The organism is Kribbella sp. NPDC004138, assembly GCF_053603655.1.
Genome location: NZ_JBSGFZ010000017.1, coordinates 122,485 through 139,362, shown reverse-complemented (window position 1 = coordinate 139,362; position 16,878 = coordinate 122,485). Strand labels below are relative to the sequence as shown.

The 16,878-nt window shown below is 69.9% G+C and carries 15 protein-coding genes; 6 read left to right on the top strand and 9 right to left on the bottom strand.

Annotated elements, in window-relative coordinates; all coding sequences use genetic code 11:
* Window positions 1-15 precede the first annotated feature (15 nt).
* From ACWEOO_RS24240 to paaN, 7 genes are all read right to left on the bottom strand, one after another.
* Complete coding sequence (locus tag ACWEOO_RS24240; RefSeq protein ID WP_452144932.1) at window positions 16-1,296, bottom strand: ABC transporter substrate-binding protein; 1,281 nt, start codon at window positions 1,294-1,296, stop codon at window positions 16-18.
* A 202-nt stretch (window positions 1,297-1,498) separates the two neighbouring features.
* Window positions 1,499-2,530, bottom strand: a complete 1,032-nt coding sequence (locus ACWEOO_RS24235) for a zinc-dependent alcohol dehydrogenase family protein (RefSeq protein ID WP_452144931.1) — start codon at window positions 2,528-2,530, stop codon at window positions 1,499-1,501.
* A 15-nt stretch (window positions 2,531-2,545) separates the two neighbouring features.
* A complete protein-coding gene (locus tag ACWEOO_RS24230; protein ID WP_359935757.1) occupies window positions 2,546-3,100 on the bottom strand; it encodes a hypothetical protein in 555 nt (184 codons plus the stop codon).
* Window positions 3,097-3,660: a TetR/AcrR family transcriptional regulator gene (locus ACWEOO_RS24225; protein WP_452144930.1), complete on the bottom strand. Its 564-nt coding sequence runs from the start codon at window positions 3,658-3,660 to the stop codon at window positions 3,097-3,099. Before ACWEOO_RS24225 ends, ACWEOO_RS24230 begins: the two co-directional genes overlap by 4 nt.
* 42 nt (window positions 3,661-3,702) lie before the next feature.
* Window positions 3,703-4,221 carry a flavin reductase family protein gene (locus ACWEOO_RS24220; RefSeq protein ID WP_452144929.1) on the bottom strand — a complete coding sequence of 173 codons (519 nt, stop codon included), beginning with the start codon at window positions 4,219-4,221 and terminating at the stop codon, window positions 3,703-3,705.
* Window positions 4,218-5,588: a serine hydrolase domain-containing protein gene (locus tag ACWEOO_RS24215; RefSeq protein WP_452144928.1), complete on the bottom strand. Its 1,371-nt coding sequence runs from the start codon at window positions 5,586-5,588 to the stop codon at window positions 4,218-4,220. Before ACWEOO_RS24215 ends, ACWEOO_RS24220 begins: the two co-directional genes overlap by 4 nt.
* Before the next feature lie 120 nt (window positions 5,589-5,708).
* Complete coding sequence (gene paaN / locus ACWEOO_RS24210; RefSeq protein ID WP_452144927.1) at window positions 5,709-7,382, bottom strand: phenylacetic acid degradation protein PaaN; 1,674 nt, start codon at window positions 7,380-7,382, stop codon at window positions 5,709-5,711.
* A 72-nt stretch (window positions 7,383-7,454) separates the two neighbouring features.
* Here paaN and paaI point away from each other — a divergent pair, with 72 nt between their 5' ends.
* The 5 genes from paaI (at window position 7,455) to ACWEOO_RS24185 (ending at window position 11,727) form a co-directional block, all read left to right on the top strand.
* Window positions 7,455-7,886 carry a hydroxyphenylacetyl-CoA thioesterase PaaI gene (paaI, locus tag ACWEOO_RS24205; protein ID WP_452144926.1) on the top strand — a complete coding sequence of 144 codons (432 nt, stop codon included), beginning with the start codon at window positions 7,455-7,457 and terminating at the stop codon, window positions 7,884-7,886.
* A complete protein-coding gene (pcaF, locus tag ACWEOO_RS24200) occupies window positions 7,876-9,078 on the top strand; it encodes a 3-oxoadipyl-CoA thiolase (protein ID WP_452144925.1) in 1,203 nt (400 codons plus the stop codon). The genes paaI and pcaF overlap by 11 nt, the downstream gene beginning before the upstream one ends.
* A 9-nt stretch (window positions 9,079-9,087) precedes the next feature.
* Window positions 9,088-10,386, top strand: a complete 1,299-nt coding sequence (gene paaK / locus ACWEOO_RS24195) for a phenylacetate--CoA ligase PaaK (protein ID WP_452144924.1) — start codon at window positions 9,088-9,090, stop codon at window positions 10,384-10,386.
* A gap of 116 nt (window positions 10,387-10,502) precedes the next feature.
* Entirely contained in the window at window positions 10,503-11,024 is a 522-nt protein-coding gene (locus tag ACWEOO_RS24190) for a DinB family protein (RefSeq protein WP_452144923.1), read from the top strand.
* A 76-nt stretch (window positions 11,025-11,100) separates the two neighbouring features.
* Complete coding sequence (locus ACWEOO_RS24185) at window positions 11,101-11,727, top strand: TetR/AcrR family transcriptional regulator (protein WP_359935775.1); 627 nt, start codon at window positions 11,101-11,103, stop codon at window positions 11,725-11,727.
* Here the strand turns inward: ACWEOO_RS24185 and ACWEOO_RS24180 are convergent.
* Window positions 11,724-14,969: a BTAD domain-containing putative transcriptional regulator gene (locus tag ACWEOO_RS24180; protein WP_452144922.1), complete on the bottom strand. Its 3,246-nt coding sequence runs from the start codon at window positions 14,967-14,969 to the stop codon at window positions 11,724-11,726. The genes ACWEOO_RS24185 and ACWEOO_RS24180 overlap by 4 nt on opposite strands.
* A gap of 85 nt (window positions 14,970-15,054) precedes the next feature.
* On the opposite strand from ACWEOO_RS24180, the gene ACWEOO_RS24175 reads away from it, so the two are divergent.
* Window positions 15,055-16,407 carry a serine hydrolase domain-containing protein gene (locus ACWEOO_RS24175; protein WP_452144921.1) on the top strand — a complete coding sequence of 451 codons (1,353 nt, stop codon included), beginning with the start codon at window positions 15,055-15,057 and terminating at the stop codon, window positions 16,405-16,407.
* Here the strand turns inward: ACWEOO_RS24175 and ACWEOO_RS24170 are convergent.
* Window positions 16,404-16,847: a VOC family protein gene (locus tag ACWEOO_RS24170; RefSeq protein ID WP_452144920.1), complete on the bottom strand. Its 444-nt coding sequence runs from the start codon at window positions 16,845-16,847 to the stop codon at window positions 16,404-16,406. The genes ACWEOO_RS24175 and ACWEOO_RS24170 overlap by 4 nt on opposite strands.
* Window positions 16,848-16,878 lie beyond the last annotated feature (31 nt).

Here is a 16,878-nt window from a genome sequence, read left to right as displayed (position 1 = left end):
GCAACTCGTTCCGCATCAGCTCGTCTTCATCGCGTTGCCGAGCGCCGTCTGCAGCTTGGCGACGTCCGGGCTGCCGCTGAACTGGCTGAGCGCGGACAGGATGTCGTTGTTCTGTCCCGCCGTGCAGGCCGCACCGTGGGCGCAGGACGGCACGATCTTGTCCTGCTTCCAGTCGGCCATCGCGCTCTGCTGGTACTTCGGGTAGTCCGCCGGGTTGGCGTCCGAGCGGGCCGGGATCGAGCCCTTCTTGGTGTTGAACGCCTTCTGGCCGTCGGCCGAGCCGGTGACCTTCAGCCAGCACTTCGCGCCGTCCGGGTTCTGCCCGTTGGTCGGCAGGGTGAAGGAGTCGGCGAGGAACTGGAAGTTGCCGGCGGTGCCCGGTGCCGGCCAGTAGGTGTACGCCGTGTCCGGGACCTTGTCGGCGAGCTGCTGCGCGGCGACCCAGTCACCCATCAGCGTGTAGCCGGCCTGACCCTTGTTCACGTAGCCCAGCGCGTCCGCCCAGTCGATCGCCTCGCGGTCGCTGTTGCTGAAGGTGAGCAGCGTCTTGTACTTGTTCAGCGCCGCGGTCACGTCGCCACCGGCCCAGTCGGTCTTGCCGTCCCACAGCCCGGTGAACTTCTCCGGGCCAAGCTCGGCCAGCAGCACGGCCTCGACCAGCATCTCCTGGGCGAAACCCTTCGAGAGGCCCAGCGGCGCCTTCACGCCGGCGGCCTTCAGCTTGTTCAGGTCGGCGATCCACGCGTCCACGGAGGCCGGGGCCTTGGTGGCGTCGATGTTCGCCTTCTTCAGCACCGTCGGGTTGGCCCAGACCACGTTCGCCCGGTGGATGTTCGCCGGGATCGAGTAGATCTTGCCGTCCACGGTCAGGTTGTCGAGCAGGTTCTGCGGGAACGCCTTGTCGAGCCCGAAGTCCTTGTACAACTGGCTGACGTCGTCGACCTGGCCGGCGTTGATGTAGTCCTTCAGCTCCGCACCGGCGTGCGCCTGGAACGTCGACGGCGGCTTGCCTGCCTGCAGATCGTTCGCCAGCACCTGCTTCGCGTTCGCGCCGGCGCCACCGGCCACCGCCGAGTTCACGAACTTGTAGTCCTTGCACTCGGTGTTGAACACCGAGACCAGGCCGTCCAGACCGGCCTTCTCACCACCGTCGGCCCACCAGGTGAAGACGGTGACGTCCTTGTTCGCCGACGAGCTGCTATCACCGCTGCTGTTGTCGCTGTTCCCGCAGGCGCTCACCGCGAGAAGACCCGCCGCGCCCACCAGCGCCAGGGTCTTGCTCAGACCACCACGCATGATTCACTCTCCGATCAGTTGATGGAGCCGCCTGTGACAACGATGCCCCCTTGACGGCCCAACTGTGGTCACGCGGCAGCCCGGGTGTCAACGTTCCGCGCAGGCGCGTTGCGCAGCCGTGACCCCGTGCACCTTGACAGTGTGAGAGCGCGCACATCGCTGGCCCGCGTGGGTACTGCGCGCAGCCGCGTTGCGCAAAAGGTCAGGGTCGGAGCAGCACCTTGATCGCGCGCCGCTCGTGCATCGCGGCGTACCCGTCGACGACGTCGCTCAGCGGGATCTGGGAGTCGAACACCTTGCCGGGGTCGATCTCCCCGGCGAGTACGTCGGCCATCAGGTCCGGCAGGTACGCCCGGCAGGGCGCGGCGCCGCCGTTCAGGCCGACGTTGCGACCGAACATCGTCCCGATCGGCACCTCGACGCCGTGCGGTACGCCGACGAAACCGACCGTGGCCCCGGCCCGCGCGACGTCGAAGGCGGTCGTCATCGACTGCTTCGTGCCGACACACTCCAGGACGGCGTCGGCGCCGATGCCCTTCGTCAGCTCGAGGACGGCGTCCCGGGCCGCGTCGCCGCGCTCGGAAATGATGTCCGTGGCACCGAATTCCCTCGCCAACTTCTGGCGCGGCTCATGCCGCGACAGGGCAACGACCCGCTCCGCGCCCATCCGCGAGGCCGCGAGGACACCGCAGAGCCCGACCGCGCCGTCGCCCACGACGACGACCGTGTCACCGGCCTTCACCCGCGCCGACCGGGCCGCGTGCCATCCGGTGCCCATTACGTCGGACAGCGTCAGCAGCGACGGAACCAGCGAGTTGTCGGGCACCTCGGGCGTCGCGACCAGCGTGCCGTCGGCGTACGGGAGCTTCACGTACTCGCCCTGACCGCCGTCGGCCTTGGCGCTGCCGTAGCCCACCAGGTTCTGGCAGGCGGTCTGGTAGCCGGCCAGGCAGTGCGGACAGGTGCCGTCGCTGACCACGAACGGCGCCACCACGAAGTCGCCCGGCTTGACCGTGCGGACCTCGGACCCGATCTCCTCGACGATGCCGACGAACTCGTGCCCGATCGGCCGCGGCTCCTTGACCGGGTTCTCCCCGCGGTAGGGCCACAGGTCGGACCCGCAGATGCACGAGGCAACGACCTTGACGACGGCATCGCCCGGCCCGTCGATCTTCGGATCCGGGCGATCTTCCAGCCGTACGTCGAATGCTCCGTGAATCACCGTAGCTCGCATGGAGCCCACAGTAGATCAGGCCGGAACGGGGACCTTCTCGACCCGCTTGGCACTCCAGGCCAGCCAGACGCAGGCGGCGGCGAGGAGCACACCGTGACCGATCCGCAGGGCGGGCGGTCCGAAGAACTGCGGCAGGAACAGCCCGAACCCGACCGCGAACAGGATCGCCGGCACCGTCTTCAGACGCACCGCGACCACGATCGCGCCCGCCGCCATGGTCAGCAGTCCGACGCCGAACATCGTCATGGCGACGGGGTTGTAGCGCACGGACTCGGCCAGGTCGAGGATGTTCGGCTGGTTGGCCATCGCGTGCAGGCCGAAGTCCTCCGCCCCGTAGTACGGCAGCGTCAGACCGGCGCCGATCCAGAACACGATCGCCGCCGTGCGGTCGAGCTGCAGCAACGCGACCGCGACCAGGATGAACCCGAGCATCGCGCACAGGTGCGCGACGACCCAGGCGGTGGAGCCCATCGCGGCCGCGGCGCCGGACGTGGTCGTCTCGTCCTCCCACGGGCGAAGGGCGGGGTAGAGCAGGAACAGAACGCCTGCAACGGACAGTGGGATCCTCATGATTCGTTCCTCAGACTGGCGAGATACATCCGGACGATTTGGTCGTAGGTCTCGTCGAGGTCCTCGGGCAGGCCGAAGCCGCCTGCCGACTCGACGGACGCAAAGCCGTGGACGAGCACCCGCAGCCGCCGGGTCGCATGGACCGCGGCCGGGCCCTCGAGCCCGTAGCCGCGCAGCGTGGCGTACATGACGCCGACCAGCTTCGTGCCCGCAGCCTCCTGCACCGGATCGTGCAGCGGGTCCATCGGCATCGCGGCGTACCGCTTCGGATGCGCGGCGACGTAGGCGCGATAGGCGTGCATCAGCGCGGTGACCGCCTCGTCACCACCCCTGCCCAGGACAGCGGCCGTGAACTGGTCGGTCATGTCCTCCAGCACCCGCACTCCGACGAGCGCCTTCAGCTCACCGAGGCTCGCCACGTGCTTGTACAGCGACGGCGTGGCGACCCCGCAGCCCTGCGCGACGGCGGCGAGCGTGAGGCCCTCCGGCCCGTGCTCGTCGACGACGCCCAGCGCCACCTCGACCACGGCAGCAGGCGTCAGCGACCTTTTTACGACCATAGCCCATAGGCTAACGCCATTAGCCAGCCGTCGTCAACAGGGTCAGATCGTCACGTACCGTCCGCGGCGGTGGACCAGGGCGGGTACGTCGTCCGCGGCGAACTCCACGTGGGCGATCTCGAGCTGCACCTGCAGGCCCCAGCCCACCTGGGGCGGGTCCTGGTTCACCAGCGTGCAGCCGGCCCAGGTGGTGACGCCGACCGGCGCGGGCCCCCAGGCGGTGTCCGTCCAGTCGGCCAGCCGGAACGGCCCGCCCGGCGCCGGGGCCACGAACCCGAAGGCGTCGGCCAGTTGGCGGTGCGGTTCGCCGAGCAGCGACACCACCGCGGTCCTTGCCTCGCGCAACGTTTCCCACAGGTCGGAGTCCGGGTCGAGCAGCCCGATCACGTACCCGGGCTCGCCGTCCGCGACCAGCATCGACGACACGGTGAGCCCAGCGCGCTTCCCGTCGTACGCCGTCGTCCACAGCCCGACCGGCGAAGCCAGCCGCCCCCGCAACCGCCGTACCGGACTCCGCTCCGACTCGGGCGGCAGGAACGGGTGGTCACCGTGGATCGTCACGGAGCCACGGTAACGCGTTCTCCCAGGCCGAACCGGTCGATCGGGTGCAGGCTGAGGCCGCTGGATCCGCGGACGGTTCGGACCGTGCCGTTCTCGTCGAACTCGAAGCGGTAGGACTCGCCGTACGAGCCGTAGCCGTTGCCGCCGGTGACGCGGAGTGCGTCGCCGTCGGCCTCGAGCGGCTGCGGGTCGTCGGCCGGGTTCGCCCCGGACGGATCGGTCGCGTAGAGCCGGCCGCCGATCAGCACGAAGTCGGTGACGCCCCAGAGGTTCGCGAAGCGGCCGGTGAAGCGCTGCAGGTCGGCAGCGTCGCCGCGGTCCTCGGAGTCGGCGAGGTCGAGGAGCCGGAAGAGGCCCTCCGCCAGCTGCGCCGCGGGCCCGTCGATCGCGTTCGTCAGCACCGACACGACGATCCGCTGCTCGGGGTCGACGAGGGTCCTGGTGATGTGGCCCGGGTACCCGCCGCCGTGACCGAACACCTGCCGCTCGCCGACCTTCGTCACCGACAGACCGAGGCCGTACCGCGCCTTCTCGTCGGAACCGGTCGTCCACAGCGGGTGCTGCATCTCGCGCTTCGACTTGTCCGACAGCAGCCGGTCGTCGCCGGGCAGGTGGGCGGAGAAGTAGGTCACCAAGTCCCGCGCGTTGCCGAAGAACCCGGTCGCCGAGGCCAGCGCCCGGGTGTCGACGTGCTCGATCGGGACGCGCTTGTCGGCGTACGACAGCGCGCTGTATCCGGCCGCGTACTCGGCCAGCCGGGACGGGTCCAGCTCCGGGCCGAGGCCCGCCAGCCCGAGCTTGTCGACGATCGCGGTCTGGACATAGGAGTTGTACGACGTACCGCTCGCGGCCTCGATCACGAGCCCGAGCAGGCCGTAGCCGATGTTGGAGTACTTGAAGCGGTCGTTCTCCGGGATCACGGCCGACGACGCCTGCCGCAGTACGTCGAGCAGCTGGTCGCGGTCCGGGAAGCTCCGGGACAGCTGCCACCAGTCGGCGTCCAGGCCGTCGCGCGTGACACCGCTCGCGTGCGCGAGCAGTTCCCGGACCGTCCGCTGGCCGAGCGGCGTACCAACGATCTCGGTGACGTGCTGCTCCGCCTTGTCGTCCAGCCGCAGCCGGCCCTGCTCGACCAGTTGCAGCACGGCCGTCCCGGTGAACGTCTTGGAGTGCGACGCGATCCGGAACAGGTGCTGCTCGGTCAGCGGTACGTCGTTCTCCACGTCGGCGAGACCGTACGCGCTGGAGAACGCGACGGCGTCTCCGGCGTACACCGCGACCTGGACCCCGGGGACCCGCTGGTAGTGCTGGTTGAACGCCAGCCAGCTGTCGTAGTAGGCGAGTACCTCGGTCAAGCTCTGGGTCACGGCGGTCTCCTGGACGGATCGGCGGATGGAGATCAGAACGGCAGTTCAGTCATACCTTCCGCCTCAGGGTCAGCTCAAAGACGCTTCAGCAGCAACTTGACCGCGAGTCCCGGGAGGCGCTCACCCAACGTGGCGGCGTGACTGAATGACGCGGAACCGTCCCGCGACGTAGGCGCCGTCGGTGTAGGTCGCGTTCGCGGCCGGGTTCGCGCCAGTGCCGTGGAAGTCGCTGAAGGCGGCCGACTGGTTCACGAAGACCTGGCCGGTGAGGTTCTCCGAGAGGGCGACACCGGCGTCGAGCGCGGCCTCGCGGGCCTCCTCGAGCACCTTCTCGTCGGTCGAGTAGATCCCGGCCGTCATCGCGCCGTCCTCGGTGACGGTCGAGCGGAACACGTCGATCGACTGCGCGGTGTCGGCGGTCTTGACCAGGAAGGACACCGGGCCGAAGCACTCACGCCCGTACACCTCGGCGTCCTTGGCGTCGATCGCGACGAGCAGCGGCGTCCGGACGACCGCGTCCGGGAAGGCCGGATGCTCGATCGCGCGGGACGCCAGCACGACGTCGCCGTACTCGTCGGCGAGCTCGAGGCGGCTGATCACGGCCTGGTTCACGATGCCGCCGAGGATCTCGACCGCGCGGGCGTCGTCGCCGAGCAGCTTGGAGATCGCCGTCGCGATCCCGGCGCCGACCTCCTCGAAGGACTTGTGGCCCTCGTCGGTCTCGATCCCGCCGGCCGGGACGAACAGGTTCTGGGTGGTGGTGCACATCTGGCCGGAGTACAGGCTCAGGGTGAAGGCGAGGTTGTTGCAGAGCGCCTTGAAGGAGTCGGTGGAGTCGATGACGACCGCGTTCACACCGGCCTTCTCGGTGAACACCGTCGCCTGGGTCGCGTTCTGCTCCAGCCATTCGCCGAACTCGCTGCCGCCGGTGAAGTCGATCAGCTTCACTTCGGGCCGGGTCGCCAGCGGCTTGGCCAGGCCGTCACCGGCCCGCTCGGCGGCCAGGGTGACCAGGTTCGGGTCGAAGCCGGCCTCGGCCAGCACCTCGCGGCACACGTCGACGGTGATCGCCAGCGGCAGCACGGCCAGCGGATGCGGCTTCACGACGACCGCGTTGCCGGTGACGAGGGATGCGAACAGGCCGGGCCACGAGTTCCAGGTCGGGAACGTGTTGCAGCCGATCACCAGCGCGACACCGCGGCCGGTGACCGTGAACGTCTTCTCCATCCGGATCGGGTCGCCCTTGGCCGGCTTCTCCCAGGTCGCGGTGGCCGGGTAGCGACTCATCTCCTCGTACGCGTACGCGACCGCCTCCAGCGCGCGGTCCAGCGCGTGCGCGCCGCCGGCCTGGAACGCCATCACGAACGCCTGACCACTGGTGTGCTGCACCGCGTTGGCCAGCTCGAACACCCGCTTGTGCAGCCGGTCGAGGATCTCGAGCGTGACCCCGGTCCGCCCGTCGATCCCGGCCCGGCGCCAATCCGCGAGACCCTGCTGCGCCGCGGTCAGCAGCTCGTCCAGGCCGTCCTCGACCATCCGGGGGTAGGAGACGTCCATGCTGATGCCGTACGGCGACTGCTCGGTCACGACCGTGCCGCGCGCGCCGGGGATGTCGAGCGCGTACGTCGTCCCCAGGTGGGCCTCGAAGGCCGCCTTGCCGTCGGCCGCCGCGGTCTCGCCGTACACCCGGGGGCTGGGCGACTCCGGGAACGCGGAGTGGTACCCGCGGTCGTGGATCGCCTTCAGCGCGCCGTTCAGGCGGTCGCGGTGGGAAGAGAGCAGGTCGGTGGTCATGGCTGCGATGTTACAGTCGTTGACGCGATTCGGACTAGGGTGTCACAAGGCTCTTCTCGATTGGGCAAGCGTATGGACGACTTGGCGGCGCGCGTGGCCGCGGCGATGTGGGCGGAGGACACGGCCAGCGCCGGGCTGGGGATGCGCCTGGCCGCGGTCGGCGAGGGCACCGCGCGGCTCGAGATGACCGTCCGCGAGGACATGGTCAACGGGCACGGGATCGCGCATGGTGGATTCGTGTTCACGCTGGCCGACTCGGCGTTCGCGTTCGCCTGCAACTCCCGCAACCAGGTGACGGTCGCGCAGGCCTGCGACATCGTGTTCGTGGCCCCGGCCCGCCGCGGCGACCTGCTCGTCGCCGACGCCCGGGAGCGCACCGCGTTCGGCCGGAACGGGATCTACGACATCACCGTCACCCGCGGCGACGAGGTGATCGCCGAGTTCCGCGGCCGCAGCCGCCAACTGTCCGGAACGATCCTTTCGGAGGAAGTACATGAGTCATGAGGCCTTTCTCGTCGACGGCGTCCGGACGCCGATCGGGCGGTACGGCGGTGCGCTGTCGGCGGTCCGCGCCGACGACCTGGCGGCGCACGCGATCTCGTCGCTGCTGAACCGGACCGCGCTGGACCCGGCGCTGATCGACGACGTGATCCTCGGCTGTGCGAACCAGGCCGGCGAGGACAACCGCAACGTCGCGCGGATGGCGGTGCTGCTCGCCGGGCTGCCGGACTCGGTCCCGGGCACGACGATCAACCGGCTCTGCGGATCGGGCCTGGACGCGGTCGCGTACGCCGCCCGGTCGATCATTGCCGGGGACAACGACATCGTGGTGGCCGGCGGGGTGGAGTCGATGTCGCGGGCGCCGTTCGTGATGCCGAAGGCGACGACCGCGTTCTCGCGGCAGGCCGAGGTGTTCGACACCACGATCGGGTGGCGCTTCGTGAACCCGGCGCTCAAGGCGCAGTACGGGATCGACTCGATGCCGGAGACAGCCGAGAACGTCGCGGCCGAGTTCGGGATCAGCCGTGAGGATCAGGATCTCTTCGCGCTGCGGTCGCAGCAGCGGGCCGCCAAGGCGCAGGCCAACGGGCGGCTCGCCGAGGAGATCGTCGCGGTCGACGTGCCGGGGAAGCGAGGTGCGGTGACTGTTGTCGATGTCGACGAGCATCCGCGGGAGACGTCGCTCGAAGCCTTGGCTGGTCTGAAGACTCCTTTCCGATCGCCTGGGACTGTGACGGCCGGGAACGCCTCGGGGGTGAACGACGGGGCGGCGGCTTTGCTGGTGATGAGCGGGGAGGCCGTGGAGGAGCACGGCGTCACGCCGATTGCCCGCGTGGTGGGGACGGCGGCGGCCGGCGTACCGCCTCGGATCATGGGGATCGGGCCGGCGCCCGCGACGCGGAAGCTGCTCGACCGCACCGGCGTCGCGCTGTCCGATGTCGAGGTGATCGAGCTGAACGAGGCCTTCGCGTCACAGTCGCTCGCCGTACTGCGGGAGCTCGGCCTTCCCGACGACGCCGACCACGTCAATCCGAACGGCGGCGCCATCGCCCTGGGCCACCCGCTCGGGATGTCCGGCGCCCGCCTCGCCCTCACCGCGGCCCTGGAGCTTCGCCACCGCGACGCCCGGTACGCCCTGGCCACCATGTGCATCGGCGTCGGTCAGGGCATCGCGACCCTGCTCGCCCGTCCCTGAGGAGTCGTCATGCTGGGTGATGCCTGCCCGATGGAGTTGCGCGACGCCGGCGAACGACTGTCGGTCGACGAACTGCGGTCCCGCCAGTTGTCGTTGCTGCAGGCAACCGTACGGCGGGCGTACGAGAACGTCCCGCACTATCGCGGGGTGTTGGACTCGGTCGGCTTCAAGCCCGGTGACCTGCAGTCCTTGGAGGATCTGTCCCGCCTGCCGTTCACCGCGAAGAACGACCTGCGGGACAACTACCCGTTCGGGATGTTCGCGGTGCCCCGGACCGAGGTGGTCCGGGTCCATGCGTCGTCGGGCACGACCGGGCGGCCGACGGTGGTCGGGTACACGCGGCGGGACCTGGACAACTGGGCCGATCTGATGGCGCGCTCGATCCGCGCCGCCGGCGGACGCGCGGGGGATGTCTGTCACGTCGCCTATGGGTACGGGCTGTTCACCGGTGGGCTGGGCGCGCACTACGGCGCCGAGCGACTCGGCTGCACCGTCGTACCGGTGTCCGGCGGGATGACCGAGCGGCAGGTCGACCTGATCCGGGACTTCGGGGCGCGGATCATCATGGTCACCCCGTCGTACTTCCTCTCGATCGTCGACGAGATGACCGAGCGCGGCCTCGATCCCCGCGACACGTCGCTGCGGATCGGGATCTTCGGCGCCGAGCCGTGGACCGAGCAGATGCGCCAGGAGGTCGAGGAGCGCACCGGGATCCACGCGGTCGACATCTACGGCCTGTCCGAGGTGATGGGGCCGGGGGTCGCGCAGGAATGCGTCGAGACCAAGGACGGCCTGCACATCTGGGAGGACCACTTCTACCCGGAGATCATCGACCCGGTCACCGGCGAGGTGCTCCCGGACGGCTCCGAGGGCGAACTGGTCTTCACCACGCTCACCAAGGAGGCCTTCCCGGTCCTGCGGTACCGCACCCGCGACCTCACCCGCCTGCTCCCCGGCACCGCGCGCCCCGGGCTGCGCCGGATGGAGAAGATCACCGGCCGTACCGACGACATGATGATCGTCCGCGGCGTGAACGTCTTCCCCACCCAGATCGAGGAACAGATCCTCCTGGTCGAAGGCCTCACCCCGCACTACCTCTGCGTCCTGACCCGCCCGCACCGCCTCGACGAACTGACGGTCCAGGTGGAAGCGGCCCCCGACCTCACCGACCGCACCACCGCCGCCGCAACCCTGTCCCGCCGCATCAAGGACCGCGTAGGCATCACCGCCACCGTCGAGGTCGTCGCCCCCCACGCCCTCGAACGCTCCCTGGGCAAGGCAAAACGCATCCGGGACGACCGCCGCTAGCGGCCGGTCAGCCGAGCGGTGCCACCCCGCAAACCGACCTTGAGCCCTCACCGACCATTCCGGGCCGCCGTAAATGGTTGGTCGGTGCACAAAGTCCAGCGGTACGGTGCGCACATATGACTCAAGTAGAACGGCCGCCGCTGACTGCGGACGAGCGCACACAGTTGATCGGATGGCTCGACCTGCAGCGGTCCTTCGTCCGGATGAAATGCACCGGGCTCAGCGAGGAAGATGCCCACCGCAAGGTCCTGCCGACCTCGCCGCTGATGACACCGGCCGGACTCGTCGCGCACCTGCGCTGGGTCGAGTACACCTGGTTCCAGATGGGGATCGCCGGCGTCCCGGACACCGGCCAGACGCCGTGGACCGAGGACGGGCACGTCGACGCGGAGATGTTCGTCGACGACGTACCGATCGCACAGTTGCTGGACGAGTACGACGAGGAGTGCCGTCGCTCGAACGCCACCATCGCCGACCTCTCCCTCGACGTCGTCGAGCGCGGCCGCCCCGCGGAGGAGGCCGCGTCACTGCGGTTCGCGCTGTGCCACATGATCGAGGAGACCGCGCGGCACGTCGGCCACCTGGACATCATCCGGGAGCTGATCGACGGCGTGAAGGGCTACACCGAACCGGAGTGACGCAACCCGGTTACGGCCGCGCCGAGGGGTGGATAGGATGTCCGGCATCTGGCACGGGGTAGCGACAAGAGGTGTGATGAGGGAACCCTCCGTACGCCGTTATTCCGGGCGGTCAGTCGAGGAGTGGAAGGCCGCGCGCCGGGAACGGCTACTGGCCGCCGCGCTCGAACTCTTCGGGACCGAAGGATATCCGGCGACATCCGTGGAACGCCTGTGCACACAGGCGAAAGTGTCCACCCGGCACTTCTACCACGAGTTCCAGAACAAGGAAGCCGTGCTGCTCGCGGTGCACGCGCAGGTGATCGAGTTGGCGGTCCGGAGCACCGGCGACGCGCTCCGCCGGACCGCCGACCGGCCGGTTCGGGAGCGAATCACCGCGGCCGTCGACTCGTACCTGCGGACCATCATGACCGACCTCCGGCGGGCCCGGATCTCGTTCGTCGAGGTGGTCGGCGCGAGCCCCGCGGTCGAGGAGCAGCGGATCGCGTTCCGCGACCTGCTGATCAGGAACGTCCGGGACCTCGGCGACACCGCGGTCGAGCGCGGCGAGATCAAGCGCAAGGACTTCCGGTTCCTCGCGCTGGCGTTCTTCGGCGCGGTCAACGCGGTCGTCCACGACTGGATGCTCACCGAGCCCCGGCCATTGGAGCAGAAGGTCCAGAACTCCCTCCGCGACCTGGCTGTGGAGCTGATTACGGCCTAATCCGTGGCGTAGCGCTTGCGGAGTTCGGCGACCGCGTCGATGCGGGTCAGCGCGGCGCCTTCGTCGTACGCCGTCTCGTACGCTTCGTTGCCCAGGGCATCACGGAGGCCGTCGACGAGACGCTGGACGTCGGCGTCCGGGATCGCTCGGGTGCCCTTGATCGCGGCCGCGAGACCGAGCGTGCGGGCGGCGGCCGTCAGCTCGGCGGCCTGTGTCCGGGCGGCCAGCACCAACGAGTCCACCGACGTCTCGACAACGGCGGCCGCGACCGGCATGTCCTCCGTGCCCAGCGCGAGTTGGACCGCCTCACGGCCGCAGCGTTGCGCCTGCTCGACGTCGCCGGTCGACGCGTAGATCCGGCTCAGCTGCGAGAGCAGCGCGGCCTGACCGTGCGGTGCGATCCGCTCCGCCGCGGCGTCGAGCATCGAGTAGCCGCGCTCCGCGAGCTCCTTCGCCTCCTCGAAGCGGCCGGTGCGGTGCGCGAGTCGCGCGAGTCCCATCAGCGCCATCGCCTGGCTGCCGCGCGAGCCGGTCTCCTCGGACAGCCGCATCGCGCGCTCCAGATCGGCCCGGGCGCCGTCGTGATCGCCCAGCTCGATCCGGCTCATTGCGCTGCTGCCGAGCAGTTGGGCAACGCCTTCCGTCGTACCGAGCTCCTCGACGAGCCGCAGCGCCTCGGTCAGCGACTCCAGCGCCTCGGCGTGCTCCCCGTGGCCCGCCTTGTAGCCCGCGAGGCCGCGCAGCGCCATCGACATACCGAACCGGTCGCCGAGCTCGCGGAAGCCGTCGAGCGCGATGGTCAGGTTGACCGCCATCTCCTCGATCTCGCCTTCGTTCTCGCGGAACATCGCGCCGCACATCACGCCCATGTTCCGGATCCAGGGATCCGGGTGCCGGCCGGCGGCCTCGAGCTCGGCGAAGCAGGTCGCCTTGTCGCGCCGGATCGCCGCCCACACCGCATTCGTGAACAGGCCGATCCCGGAGTCGACGAGCATCCGGTGCCGACGGGTCATCCAGCGGACCGTGGCGAGTCCACGGATCATCTGCTGGAAGGACGTGGCCGGGTCCTCCTCGGTGGACATCCGGCCGAGCGCGAGCAGGTACAGCGCCTCGGCCTTGTCCAGCGGAACGGTCGGGCCGGGGACGGCGAGGGCGGCCTGCATCCAGCTCACCGCTTCGGCGGGGCGACCGCTCATCGTCCAGTACTCACCCAGGACGGCGACCATCTGGACGGCGACCCGTGCCGACCCGGCGTCGATCGCCGTCCGCAGGGCGTCGAGCAGGTTCTCGTTGTCGGCGGTCAGGCGGGCGATCCACTCGATCTGCTCACCGGTCCGCAGCTTCGGTCGCGCCTTGCGCAGCATGCGGCTGAAGTAGGTCCGGTGCGCGTGCCGGAAGCGGTCGTACTCGCCGGAGGCCTTCAGCTGCTCGGCGCCGTACGCGCGGACCGTCTCCAGCATCCGATAGCGCACGGACCGCTCGTCCGCGGCCGCCTCGACCAGTGATTTGTCCACCAGGGACGCGAGGACCCCGAGCACGGACTCGGCGGGGATGGTCTCGTCGCTGCAGATCTGCTCCGCGGCCTCGAGCGTCGCACCGCCCGAGAACAGTGAGAGTCGCCGGGCCACCGCCTGCTCGTCCGGGTCCAGCAGGTCCCAGCTCCACTCCACCACCGCGCGCAGGGTCTGGTGGCGCGGCAGCGCGGTCCGAGAGCCACTGGTCAGCAGCCGGAACCGATCCGCGAGCCGGTCCACGATCTGCGGCGGGGTCAGCGCCCGCAGCCGGGCCGCCGCGAGCTCGATTGCCAGCGGCATACCGTCCAGTCGCCGGCAGATCTCCGCGACCGCCTCCCGGTTGGCGTCGGTCAGCTGGAAGTCAGGACGCACGGCGCGGGCGCGGTCGACGAAGAGCTGCACGGCCGGGTACGCGTCGGTGGCCGCGTGCTCCGGGGGCATCCCGAGGGGACCGACCGGATGCAGGTGCTCGCCGGGGATGCTCAGCGGCTCACGGCTCGTGGTCAGCACCCGCAGCCGCGGGCAGGACGCGAGCAGCGAGTCGACAAGTCCGGCGACCTCTTGGACCAAGTGCTCGCAGTTGTCGAAGACGAGCAGGATGCGCCGGTCACCGATGACCTCGACGAGTCGCAGGGTCGCCGCGCGGCTGGTCGGGATGTGCTTGGGCGCAAGGCGCGCCGGTGCAATGTCGACGTACTCGCTGGCACCCAGCGTGGACAGCACGGTGGGCGCCACATCGGCCGCGTCACCGAGCGGCGCGAGCTCCACGAACCAGATGCCGTCGCCGGACTGGCCCACCAGCGAGCGCCCGGTCTCGGTGGCCAGTCGGGTCTTTCCGGCACCACCCGGTCCGACCATGGTCACCAAGCGGGTCCCGTTGCTCAGCAGGCGCGTCAGCTCGGCCACGTCCTCCCTGCGGCCGACAAAGCTGGTCAACGGCGCACGCAGGTTGCTGCGGGGCGCGACGGGCGCTGGCACGGCGGCGGTCTTCGCAGCCGGGTCTACTGCGTCGCCACGCAGTACAGAGACGTGGAGGTCGCGCAGACGTGTGCCGGGGTCAGCGCCCAGCTCGTCGGCCAGGGTGGTGCGAATACGCTCGTACGCCGCGAGGGCCTCCGCCTGGCGACCGTCGGCGTACAAGGCGCGGATCAGAAGCTCGTGGATGCGCTCGCGGAGTGGATGGGTGACAGCCAGATGCTCCAGGTCGCTGGTCAGGTCGCGGGCATGGCCGGAGCTCACCGCAGCCTCGGCCAGGTCCTCCGACGCGGCCAGGCGCAGCTCCGCGAGCCGGTCCGCCTCGACCGCGGCGAACGGCAGGTCGCGCAGGTCTGTCAAGGCCTCGCCGCGCCACAGCTTCTCGGCCTGGGTGAGGAGCGCGTGCGCCTGCTCCGGCTCGGACGTGAGCAGCGCGCGCCCTCGCCGTACCAGCTCCTCGAACTGGAGGGCGTCCACGCAGTCCGGCCCCAGCGTCAGGGTGTAGCCGGCCGGGCCGGACTGGACGGAGACGCTCGACTCGGTGGCCGGCAGACTCGCCCGGAGGCGCGACACGAGGGACTGCAGAGCGTTCGCGCTCGGGGCCTCACTGCCCCACAGTCCGTCGACCAGGGTCTCGACGCTCACCGGCCGTCCGGCGCTCAACGCCAGCCGCGCGAGCAGCCCGCGCAGGCGGACACCGCGGATGTCGAGCGGAGTCCCGTCGGCCGCCCACATCGCGAGAGGCCCAAGCACCGCTATGCGCACCCCACCAGCCTCGCACATCCTCCCGACCAAACACCCGTGCCTTTTGTCATCCCGGAGCCTAAGGTCGGGGTTCGTGACTGAAATCGCCGCGCAGACCCAGGTCGCGCTCTCCCGTATCGTCGCCGAACGTCAAGCCAAGGGCTGGGTGCCCGGTGTGGTGGGCGCCGTCGCCCGCGCCGGGGCGCTGGCCTGGTCGACCGGAGCCGGGTCGGCCGACCTGGACAATCCGGGCGTCCCGCCGACCGCGGACACGCAGTTCCTGATCGCGTCGCAGAGCAAGACGCTGACCGCGGTGGCGATCATGGCGCTGCGCGACGAGGGCAAGCTCAGCCTCGACGACACGATCGAGAAGCTGATCCCGGACAGCACACACGAGGGCATCACCGTGCGGCAGATGCTCAGCCACGCCAGCGGCATGCAGCGCGAGCCGGTCGGCGATGTGTGGGACCTGATGAAGTTCCCGTCCCGCGAGGAACTGGTGCCGGGCTGGAACGCGGCGGAGCGGATCGGCAAGCCGCACCACCGCTTCCACTACTCCAACCTGGTGTTCTCGCTGCTCGGCGAGATCGTCGCGCGGCTCGACGGAAGGTCCTGGTACGACGCGGTCAAGGCGCGGATCCTGGACCCGCTGGAGATGCGCCGGACCACGGTCGGGATGGACGGCGGGCCGGCGCAGACCGGGTACTACGTGCCGCCGTGGTCCGACGTACCGGTCCGCGAGCCGTTGCTGGACATCGGCGCGATGGACGCCTGCGGCGGCCTCGCGTCGACCGCCGAGGACCTGGCGAAATGGGCCATGTTCGTCGCGAACCCGGTCGACGAGGTGCTGTCGAAGGACACCCTGGACGAGATGTGCCACGTGCAGATCATGGCCGACGTCGACCGCTGGCAGCTCGCCTTCGGGCTCGGGTTCATGCTGCTGCGCCGCGGCGACCGGCTGTTCGTCGGCCACGACGGCGGGATGCCCGGACACATCACGTCGACCTTCGTCGACCGCTCGTCCGGTACGGCGGGGATCGCGCTGTTCGGGTCCACGTCGTCGCCGGCGCCGAGCGCGCTGGCCACCGACCTGATCATCAAGGTCCTGGAGGACGACCCGCTGCCGCCGGAGGCCTGGGTCCCCGGCACCTCGGTCCCCGACGAGCTGTCCGGCGTCCTCGGCACCTGGTTCTCCGAGGGCTCGCCGTTCGTGTTCTCGGTGAAGCAGGGTGTCCTGGAGGCGAAATCCCCGGCCGCCGCCGAGTACCAGTCCCCCGCTGTCTTCGAGCGTCTGTCCGAGGACGTCTACCGCACCGTCTCCGGCCGCGAGACCGGCGAGCTGCTGCGGATCACCCGCGACCCGGCCGGCCATCCCACAAAGTTGCACTGGGCAACCTATCTCTGCACCCGCGAGCCGCTGTCCTTCGGCGAACTCAGCGGCGTCTAGACCACACAGAAGTCGTTGCCTTCAGGGTCTGCCATCCACAGGTGGTCGAGCTCGGTGGAGTTGTCCATCAGGACTTCCCGGACCACGGTGGCGCCGGCTTTGGTGAGGGTTTCGGCGGTGGCGCGGATGCGTTGCTCGCGCAGGTGTTGCGGTTCCGCGCGGCCGCCGGCCACCTGGAGGTCGAGGTGCAGGCGGTTCTTGACCGTGCGCGGCTCGGGGACCTTGAGGAAGGAGATGGACGGCAGCACACCCTCGGGATCGGAGATCGAGGCGCCGTCGCCCCACTCCTCCTCGGGGACCTCCAGGTCGGTCAGCCAGGCTTCCCAGGTGTCCCAGCCCGGCGGCGGATCGGACTCCGTGTAGCCGAGCGCCGTACACCAGAAGCGCGCGATCAGCGCCGGATCGGCACAGTCGATGGTGAGCGTCCAGTTGGTCGTCATACCGACCACTCTGACGCTCACCACCGACAGA